This is a genomic window from Streptomyces sp. NPDC049837, from assembly GCF_040674455.1.
GTDB lineage: Bacteria > Actinomycetota > Actinomycetes > Streptomycetales > Streptomycetaceae > Streptomyces.
Map to the genome: position 1 here is coordinate 115994 of NZ_JBFAMP010000017.1, position 9709 is coordinate 125702.

At 67.1% G+C, this 9709-nt stretch carries 3 protein-coding genes and 2 pseudogenes; 2 read left to right on the top strand and 3 right to left on the bottom strand.

The window, feature by feature from the left end; all coding sequences use genetic code 11:
• Positions 1 to 132 precede the first annotated feature (132 nt).
• Complete coding sequence (locus tag AB0J57_RS33130; protein ID WP_366132099.1) at positions 133 to 1323, bottom strand: cytochrome P450; 1191 nt, start codon at positions 1321 to 1323, stop codon at positions 133 to 135.
• A gap of 183 nt (positions 1324 to 1506) precedes the next feature.
• Here AB0J57_RS33130 and AB0J57_RS33135 point away from each other — a divergent pair.
• Both AB0J57_RS33135 and AB0J57_RS33140 read left to right on the top strand, forming a co-directional pair.
• Positions 1507 to 1653 (top strand): annotated as a pseudogene (locus AB0J57_RS33135) (helix-turn-helix domain-containing protein); the annotation flags it as partial.
• A 186-nt stretch (positions 1654 to 1839) separates the two neighbouring features.
• Positions 1840 to 2181, top strand: a pseudogene (locus tag AB0J57_RS33140) (helix-turn-helix domain-containing protein); the annotation flags it as partial.
• Positions 2182 to 2238: 57 nt separating this feature from the next.
• On the opposite strand, the gene AB0J57_RS33145 reads toward AB0J57_RS33140, so the two are convergent.
• On the bottom strand, positions 2239 to 2538 hold the full coding sequence (locus AB0J57_RS33145; protein WP_366132100.1) for a hypothetical protein: 300 nt from the start codon (positions 2536 to 2538) through the stop codon (positions 2239 to 2241).
• Between the two features lie 73 nt (positions 2539 to 2611).
• A partial coding sequence (locus AB0J57_RS33150) for a DNRLRE domain-containing protein (protein ID WP_366132101.1) occupies positions 2612 to 9709 on the bottom strand: 7098 nt, incomplete at its 5' end.

The window sequence follows — 9709 nt, forward strand, 5'->3', positions numbered from 1 at the left end:
CCCCCCGGGCCTTGCCGCAAGCCCCCCGGTGAGCTATACGTTGAGAGTGGCGAGGAGTGCGTACTCCTCAAACCCCCTCGTCAGACCCCCTCGTCAGACCCCCTCGTCAACCCCCCTCCCCAGACCCCACGGTCACACGTCCCAGGTGACCGGGAGGCTCTTCACCCCGTAGATGTCCGCGGTTTCCGGGCGCAGCACGACTTCTTCGGCCGGTACGGCCAGGCGCAGCGTGGGGAAGCGGTCGATCAGCGCGCGGAAGGCGACCCGCATCTCGACGCGGGCCAACTGCTGCCCCAGGCACTGGTGGACGCCGTGGCCGAAGGCCAGGTGCCCGCCATCCTGCCTGTGGAGATCGAGCGTGTGGGGGTCGGCGAAGCGCTCGGGGTCGCGGTTGGCGGTGTTGTACGACAGGACGACCGTCGTGCCGGCCTCGATGGTGTGGCCGCCCAGCTCGACGTCCACCAGGGCCGTCCTCCAGAACTGCTTGGCGACGCTCAGATACCGCAGCAGCTCCTCCACGGCCCCGTCGGTGAGCGCGGGATCGGCGCGCAGCGCGGCCAGTTGGGCCGGGTTCCGCAGCAGCGCGAAGGTGCCGAGCCCCAGCATGTTCGCGGTGGTGTCGAAGCCGGCCGCCAGCAGGATCAGGCTGATGCCCTTCAGCTCCTCGTCGGTCAGATCGCTGTCGGTGAGGTCGCTGAGCACGTCGTCGGTGGGGTTCGCGCGCTTGGCGGCCACCAGCTCCGCGAGGTACTCCTGGGTCGCGGTGTAGGCCGCTATCAGCTCCTCGTCGCTCGTCTCCCCGCCCATGAACGTGTCGATCTGCTCCTGGAAGGAGCCCCGGTCCTGGTACGGCACCCCCAGCAGCTCACAGATGATGATGGTGGGGATGGGCTTGGCGAACGCGGTCACCAGGTCCGCCGGGGGCCCGGCCTTCTCCATGGCGTCCAGGCAGTCGGCGGTGATCTGCTCGACGCGCTCGGTGAGCAGGCGCATCCGCCGTACGGTGAACTTGCCCATCAGCGGCTTGCGGTAGCGGCGGTGCTGGGGGTCGTCCATGAGGAGGAACTCGCCGGGCGGCGCCGGAGGAACCTCGAAGTCGCCCACGTTCATCAGCTCCTTGCGGGAGCTGAACCGCGAGTCGGCCAGGACCGACCTGACCAGGTCATACCCGGTGATCAGCCAGCCGGGCTTTCCGCCGGGGTGGACGCAGCGGCTGATGGGGCCGTGCCGGCGGGCGTCGATCAGCTCTGCCGGCGGGTCGAAGGGGCAGCCGGGCTGACGCGCCGTCGGCAGTGTCGTGACGGTGTGGACGGATTCACCCATGACCATTCCTCATCTCGCGATAGTGCGCGTTTAACACACCCCGAAAGCTACGTTGCATTCAAAACTGCGTCAATTGCTCTGAATCTATTTTCCCAGGTCAGAGGCGGAAAACTGATGCAATGACGCTGCTGTCTAATGCAATATCGCGTTGCAATGAATGGCGGCGAAGGCAATACTGACGGCATGCCAGGAGGACGGTTGACCCAGCAGGAACGCCAGCGCATCGCGGCCGGACTCGCCGACGGGCTCTCGTACGCCGAGATCGCCAGGCGGCTCGACCGGCCGACCTCGACGATCAGCCGGGAGGTCGCACGCAACGGCGGCCCGGGCGGCTACCGGCCCCAGCAGGCGCACCAGGCGACGGTCCGGCGTGCGCGGCGTGGCACACCGGCACCACCGCGCGCGGCCGGGGCGCCGGGCGGCACCAAGGCCGAAGAGGAGATCGTCGAGCTGGCGGTCAGGTCGGGGATGCCGAGGACGACGGCGCGCGTGCATGTCGACCTGTTGCTGTCCGAGGACGGCAGGCGCACCGCGGCCGAGCTGACCCGCAGGCTGAAAGTCAGCCCGGCCTCCGTCTCCGTGGCCGTGAACTTCCTGGTCCAGCACGGGTACGTCCGGCGCGAGCGCGACCCGCAGCGGCGGCGCGACATCTACGTGGTCGACGACGACGCCTGGTACCACTCGATCCTGGTCAGCTCCCGCCAGACGCTGGAGGCGGCGCAGGCCGCGATGGCGGTGGCGGAGACGTTCGGGACCGACAGCCCCGTGGGGCAGCGGCTGGCCAAGGGAGGGACGTTCCTGGAGCGGGTCGTTCTGGACATGATGGAGTCGGCCGACCGCTGGCGCGCCCTCCTATGACCATGGCCGACCACCGTCGGAAACGGGGGTCGGCCATGGCGGTCCGCGGTCCAGGGCTCAGACCGGAGCGGGCACCTGCGTCCAGACGTAGACCGTGATGCCCAGGTGCAGCAGACACAGCGCCCGTGCCGTCTTCCACGTCCAGGACGCCGCCGCCGTGGCGGCGAGGAACACGGTGGAGAGGATGAGGCAGAACCACGCGCCGGCCGCCGTGTCAGGATCGGTCGTGGGGGTCATCTCGACCCCGACCGCTGTGAGGCTCAGGATCAGCATGATGGCGGCGACGGTGTACAGACCGGCGGCCAGAGCGGCGCGCAGCCACAGGAATGCCTTTTGGTTCTCGATTGTCACTGTCATTCCGTTTCCTGCATGGATGTGCTGAAGAGCGGGGTGCGCCGGGAGGCCCGGCGCACCCCGCGAGGTTAGACCGTCAGCCGAGCAGTCCGGACAGCATGGACTGGTTGTTCACGATCCGTCCGCCATAGGCCTGGGAATCGGGGTCGGTGGCGTAGAAGCCGGCCCCTCCCTTGTACCAGGCGCCTACATTCTTCAGGTCGCCCGAGGTGAAACTGCCGGCACCCTTTCCGGGAGCGATCTTGTCTCTACCCACGGACAGATACCTGGCCGACAGGAAGATGTTCTGGACGTTGTCCTGGAGCGAGTTCTTGATCTCGGTCCGCTGATACGACGTGATGCTGCCCGGGTCGTAGCCGAGCATCTCGGCCGCGAGCTGGATCTGCATGCTCACGTTGCCGTAGGACGCCGCGTCGCCGCTGAGAGTCTCACCACCGACGTCCCAGAGCGGCGGGTCTCCCGAGACCTCGTTGTAGGCGACACCCGCCAGCAGCGTGGCCGGGATGTCGTAGTGGGCCGCTGCCGCCTTGATCGTGTCGGAGTAGGCCGCGACGAAATCGGCCTTGTGCTTGTTCTGGTCCGCCTCCTTGTTACCGGTGATGAGGTCCCAGACGTGGGCGACACTGTCCCAGTTGCTCCAGACGTCGAGGTCCTTCCCCGATCCGTAGGTGCCGGACAGACCCTGCAGCCACTGGTGCTCAGCGGTCATCGACCGGTCCTGCAGGTAGCAGGCGTCCGAGAGGTGGCCGACGCCTCCCACGCAGGAGGCCTCACCGGTGACCATCGTCGAGTCCGCCGCCGGCGTCGGCGAGGCCTCCCTCATCGAGACGTCCCAGCCACCCCCGCTGTTCATGGTGCAGGTGTAGCCCGACTCGTTGCACTCGGCCGGCCGGTGGCCGTCCAGCTCGATGAAGCTGATCGGGTTGCCGCCGGTGAAGGCGTAGCGGTTGCCGGTGAAGGGGTCGGTGCCTAGGCCCATGTCGGCGAGGGCGCCGTTGTACATGTCCCGGGTGGTGAAGCGGTTGAGACCCGGGTTGTAGTCGCGGAAGCCCATGTCGTACGTACCGGACTGGGCGTCCCAGCGCTTGGCGTTGAAGCGGTACGGGTTGTACGCCTCCTTCGTCGGGTCGGCGGCGTCGGGCTTGTCGATGCCGGTGAACTCGCTCTTGTCGTCGCCGCCGTACGCGGTGTAGCCGTACGTCGCCTTGGTGTCGCCGTCCTTGGTGGTCAGCGTCTCGACGTCGGTGTGGCTGTTGTAGCCGTAGAAGCCGTCCTCGGTCGTCCCGTCCGTGTTGTGCTTGATCTGGGACAGCCGCTCGCCCCAGGGGCTGTACTGGTACGACTTGGTCAGCTTGCCCGCCACCTCTTCGTCCAGGATCTCGCTGGAGAGGCCCAGGTAGGTGAAGTCGGTGGTCTTGCCGTCCGCCGTCTTGGAGGACGTGCGGTCCAGCGGGTCGAAGGTGTACTTCGTCGTCTTCAGCACACCGGCGTCATCCGTCTTCTGGGACTCCACCACGTGGTCGAAGCCGTCGTACACGCTCCGCTCGATGACCTTGCCGCCGCTGGTGACGGACTCCTGGCGGCCGAACGGGTCGTAGTTGTGCTGTGCCGTGACCCCGGAGGTCGTGGTGGACAGCAGCCGGTTGCGGTCGTATTCGTACGTCGACGTGACGTCCTTGACCGTCTGGCTGACGACGTTGGCGTTGTCGTCGTGGACGTACGTCTCGGTCGTCGCGCCGTTGCCCGTCTTCACCGACTTGGTGAGCCGGTTCGCCGGGTCGTAGCTGTAGTCCGTGGTGGAGTCGAGGTACGCCGCGTGGTTGTCGGCGTTCATCTTCTTCGCCACGTCCTGCGCCTTGTTGCCGTTGGCGTCGTAGGCGTAGGTGTGCGACGACACCAGGGTGCCGTTGGGCTTCTTCTCGCTCTGGGTCTTCAGCGCGCCGTCGAGGTAGTACGTGTAGTCGACGGTGTTGCCGTTGGCCTTGGTCTCCTTCAGCCGCTGGGCCCGGTCGGTGTAGGTGTACGAGGACACCTTCGGGCTGGTGTCGGTCGCCGACTTGCCGACCGAGACCGTCTTCACCAGCTCACGCAGGTCGTACGTGTACTTGGAGAACTGGCTCGGGTGGGTGACCGTCTCCGGCTGCCCGTTGGCGTCATAGGTGTAGGAGGTGGACTTCTTCTCCTGACCCGCGAGCGCCTCGGTGACCTTCTGCGGCTGGTTGAGACCGGTGTACGCGATCGTGTACGCGTCGATCTTCGCGCCCGACGAGGTGTCGTCGATCGACACCAGGTTGGCGTTCAGGTCATAGCCGTAGGTGAAGGTCCGCTTCTCGGCGTCGCTGTCACCCGCGTTGTCGCGGACGAGCTTGACCCCGTCGGCGACGACCGCGCCACCGCTGTTCTGGAAGAGCTGGAGCTTGGCCTTGTTGCCCTGGGTGAGGGTGTAGGTGCCCAGCGAGACCCAGGTACCGGCCCCGGCGCTCTGGTCCTTGACGACGTCCGACGTGGTGCCGTCGGACTTGGTGACCGTGTACTTGGCGGTCGTGGCCGCCCCGGTCACCCTCGGGTACTTCACATAGGCGGTGTAGCTGCCGTCCTTCGGGATGTTCAGGGTCCAGGTGAAGGAGCCCGTTCCCGCGCCCGCGGCGTGGACCTGGTGGTCGTAGCCCTGCTGGCCGGAGATGCTGCCCTTCGTCCAGGTCCCGGCCGACGACGTGTGCTGGGTGTCGGAGTTGTCGACCAGCACCACCGCGCTGCCCACCGGCACACCGTCGTCCGTACGGGACTTCAGCTTTCCGTCGGGGTAGTACGACCAGCCCATCGTGCGGGACGAGGAACCGCCGGCGGAGGTCAGCGTCCGGGACGTCTGCTGGCCGAGCGCGTTGTAGTCGTACGTGGTGACGATGTCCCACGGGTCGGTGGACGACTTGGTCCAGCCGTTGTCGTAGTACGTGTAGGTGGTGTCGTTGCGTACCGTCTGGCCCTCGGACGGCGGCAGCGACGTCTTGGCCACGCGGCCGAGGTCGTCGTAGACCGTCTCGGTGTAGACATCGCTCTTGTTGTGGCGGCTGTCGTTCGGGTCGTACGGCTGGAACTGCTTCACCGGGCGGTTCAGCTTGTCGTACTCGGTCCGGATGGCGAAGTCGTCGGCGTTGGCCGTCGCCACACCACGCGGGGTGATCACCCGGGTGGTGTTGCCCGCCTGGTCGTACTCGAACTTCGTCGTCCGGTACGTGACCGGCGAGGTACCGGAGTGCGGAACCTTGACCTCGGTCCTCAGACCGCGCTCGTCGTAGGTGATCAGGGTCTCGTTGCCGTCGGCGTCCTTGGCCGCGACGGCGAGGGAGTCCTTGTCGTACCGGGTCGAGCTGGTCTTGCCCGCCGCGTCCGTGACCGCGGTGACCCGGTGGTTCAGGTCGTAGGCGGTCTTGGAGGTGAAGTCGGTGGTGTCGGCGGTCGCGTTCTTCTTCGGGTCGATGAGCGTGACCATGTTGCCGACGTTGTCGTACTCGTACGACACCTTGTCACCGGCGGCGTTGACGACCGACGTCAACTGGTAGATCGCGTCGTAGTGGTTGGTGGTGATGTAGTCGTTGGGATCCGCCGTGGTGTCGGTTCCCTTCGGCTCGGTGGTCGCCTTGAGGTTTCCGACCTTGTCGTAGGTGTACGTCGACGTCCGGGGACGCTGCGTGTCGGTGTCCTTGGGCGCGGTGGCCGAGATGATCTGGTCCGCAGCGTCGTACACCGCGGTGGAGACCGCGCCGTTCGGCGAGGTCGACGTGGTGATGTTGTTGTTGGCGTCGTACACCGGGGCCGGCGAGGTGATCAGCTCACCCTTCGCCTGGTCCTTCGGCACGGTGTTGACCAGCGGACGGCCGTACGTGTCGTACGTCTGCGTGGTCTTCTTGCCCTGGGTGTTCGTGACCTGGGTGACCTGACCGCGCTCGTCGTAGACGAAGAAGGTCGACTTCTGCAGCGCGTCGGTGATCGTGTTGGGGTATCCGGTCGGGCCGAAGTCGCTGTTGGTGGTCGCGTTGCCGTTCGGGTCGGTCGCCTTGGTGAGCTGGCCGTGGGCGTCGTACTCGTACGACGTGGTGTAATCCCCGGCAGTCTGGGTCGCGACGCCCTTGGGATCGGTGACCGTGGTCAGGTTGCCGAAGGTGTCGTAGCCGAACTGCCAGCCACGGCCCTCGGGCGAGGTCTTCTTCGACAGGTCCGCCGAGAAGCCGTCGAGGCGCTGCTTGTACTCGAACTTCGTCGCATTGGCCGGGTAGGTGCCCGGTGCGCACTCACTCGGGGCCGGGACACCCGACTTGTTGCTCTCGGCGTCGCGGGACCAGAGCGGGAAGCCCGTCCTCTGGTCGTAGCAGTACGCGGTCTTGGCGCCGTTGGCCTCTTCCAGGTAGGTGACGTTGTTGTCCGCGTCCCAGCTCATCGTGCTGGTCTGGGCCTTGGCGTTGGTGATCCGCACCGGACGGCCGTAGTCGTCCGCCACGTAGTTCGTCACGTGGTTCTCGGCGTCGGTGACCTTGGCGTCGGTGAACTTCGGGTTCGTGGCGTTCACCGCGTACGAGAAGTTCGTGGTGCCCTGCAGACGGTCGGTGATGGTCTGCGTCCACCAGTGGTACTTCGGGTCGTCGCCCTCCTTCGGGAAGTAGTACGCGAGGCCCGTCGAGTTCTGGCGCGGGTCGGTGACCTTGACCAGCTTGACGTTCTTGTTGCCCTGGACGGCGTCGTACTCGAAGCCGAACACCTTCGGCTGGGACGAGCCCGCGCCGTCGGTGAGCTTCGTCAGCAGACCCTGGTCCGAGTACTCGAAGGTGAGCTTGCGCCCCGAGATGTCGGTCATCGACTTGACGTGGTCGGTGACCTTCGCGGAGGCCTCACCCTTGGCGTAGTACTCCAGCGTCAGCGACTGCCGGCCCGCCGGGTCGGTGATGTACTTGAGGAACCTCGCCGGCTTGCCGCCGGACTTCCGCTCCTCGTACGTGTACGTCTGGGTGTTGCCGTTCTTGTCGACCACCGACGTCAGGTAGCCGTCGCAGCCGAACAGGAACCGCGTCCCGTCCGGGCGGGTCAGCGTCCACGCGTCCGGGACCGCGTCCTTGTCGGGGGTGCAGTCCAGACCCTGCTTGGCGTCGACCTTGTAGTGGACGCCCGCCGGGGCCTTCCACGTGCCGTCGTCCTGCTTGCGGAAGACGTGGGTGGTGCCGTCGCCGTCCGGGAGCTTGATCTCGGTCGGGTGCGGCTTGGGGTGGAACTCCAGCCGGGCGCCGAGCCGGACCGGCCCGGCGAGCTGGCCCGACCAGCCGTGCCCCAGCACCGTGTCGGAGGTGTCCAGGGTGTTGTACGAGAAGCGGGCGAAGGTGCTGAGCCCGCGGCCCGGGTTGGAGAACGCGTTGTACGACCAGACGCTGTTGCCCGCCGCCAGGTTGTTCATGACGGTCGATCCGGCGCCGGTGTTCTTGCCCGTGTAGGAGTAGAACTTCTCCAGGCCGAGCTGGTTGGAGGTCGGGTCCTCCACCGCCACGTTCTGCTTCAGGCCGGGTATGCCGTCCGTGCCCGACACCCAGGTCGAGGCCGTCTTGTTGAAGACGTCCCAGGTCAGCACGTAGTCCGTACGCTTGTTGCCCGAGTCGGAGTTGATCGGGGTCTTGACCTGTGCCTGGAGGGTGACGGAGTCACCGGGCGCCACGTCGTTCGGCAGGGCGGTGTGGATCTGGTTGCCGCCGTTGGTGACGTCGGTGCCGTCCGGCAGGGCCCACTTGTAGGTGAGGACCCGGTCGGCGGCCTTCCACGTCGCGGTCGTGGTGTTGGTGAGGGTGAAGTCCACCGTATAGGTGGTGTTCGGGGTCATCCGGGCCGGGGTCTGCGGCGCGTAGTACGTCGACTCGGTCGTCGAGTCGATGTACGTGACCACGATCTTCGGGCGGAGCCGCTGCTCCGCGCCCTCGGAGGAGAGGAAGACGGTCCGCTCCTGCGCGGTGGCCTCGTCGGCCATCTTGATGATGACACCCCGCTGGGAGGCGGGCGTGGTCACCCAGCCCTGGGCCAGGGAGGTCACGTTCCAGTCGTGCCGGGCCGGGTCGTTGGTCTTCTGGCCCGTCGTCGCGGCGACGGACGCGCTGAAGTCACCACCGGCCGTCGTCCAGTTGGTGGCGGCGTCGGCCTTCACCCACGTGGCGGTCGCCTCGTCGAAGTCCCTGGTGAGGCCGCGCAGCTCATAGCTCGCGCCGGCGGCGTCCTGGGTCGTCTGGGTGCCCCACAGCCGTACCTTCGCGTCCAGCACCCGGGCCGTCGCCGGGATGCCGAGCGACGGGAACTTCAGCAGGGTGCGGGTCTTCCCGTACGTCGGCGAATTGTTACCGACGGTGATCCAGTTCTGCGGAACGCCGTCCTGGATCGTGTCGTGCGGGGTGGTGGACTCGGCCGAGGAGAGGGTGGTGTCCTGCGCGGCTTCGATCACCCGGGTGGTCCGCCCGGCCTTCGGCAGCCGGACCAACTGCGTCGGCGCCGCGGTGACCTGCCCGTCCTTGGTCTTCACCGCGATCATGTAGTAGTACGCCCGGCCGAACGGATCAGGGTCGTCGGCCTTCGTCGGCACCGCCGTCGTGTCCGTGAACGCCGTCGTCCCGGGCGCGACCGGGGAGACCAGCGTGGCCGAGGAGGGCGTGAACGTCTGGTTGATGGAGCGGTGCACCTGGTACTCGACGATGTCGTCGGACGTGGCGGCCGAAGGATCGGCGTACGCCGACCAGTTCAGCTCCGCGCCCGTGTCGTGGATCGTCGTCGGGGCCGCGAGGTCGACACCGGGACGCCCGTAGGTCAGCACCAGCCGGGGGTAGTTGACGGTCTCACCGCCGTACCCGAACTCGCTTCCCTCGTAACGCGGGCCGCCCTTGGGGCCGTTGGCCGACTCGTCACCGGCCTTGACCACGAAGCCGTGGTTGGTGTTCGTGCCGTCCACCCAGGACTGCACGGTCTTGGTCACCGGGAAGGAGTGCCAGGTGTTCAGCTCGCCCGGCTTCTTGGTGACCACACCGCCCTTGGTGAGCCGGACCGCGTCGGCGATCACCGATGTGGTCGTCGAGGCGGGGCCGTCACCGAGGACGACCTTGCCGAGGGTGCCCGCCTTGAACGGGTGGGTGCCCAGCGTCTTCCACACGCCCGCCGA

What these genes read in the sequence shown, in the direction of transcription:
- AB0J57_RS33130 (WP_366132099.1), bottom strand. Translation starts at nt 1,323, where the DNA reads ATGGGTGAATCCGTCCACACCGTCACGACACTGCCGACGGCGCGTCAG.
- AB0J57_RS33145 (WP_366132100.1), bottom strand. Translation starts at nt 2,538, where the DNA reads ATGACAGTGACAATCGAGAACCAAAAGGCATTCCTGTGGCTGCGCGCC.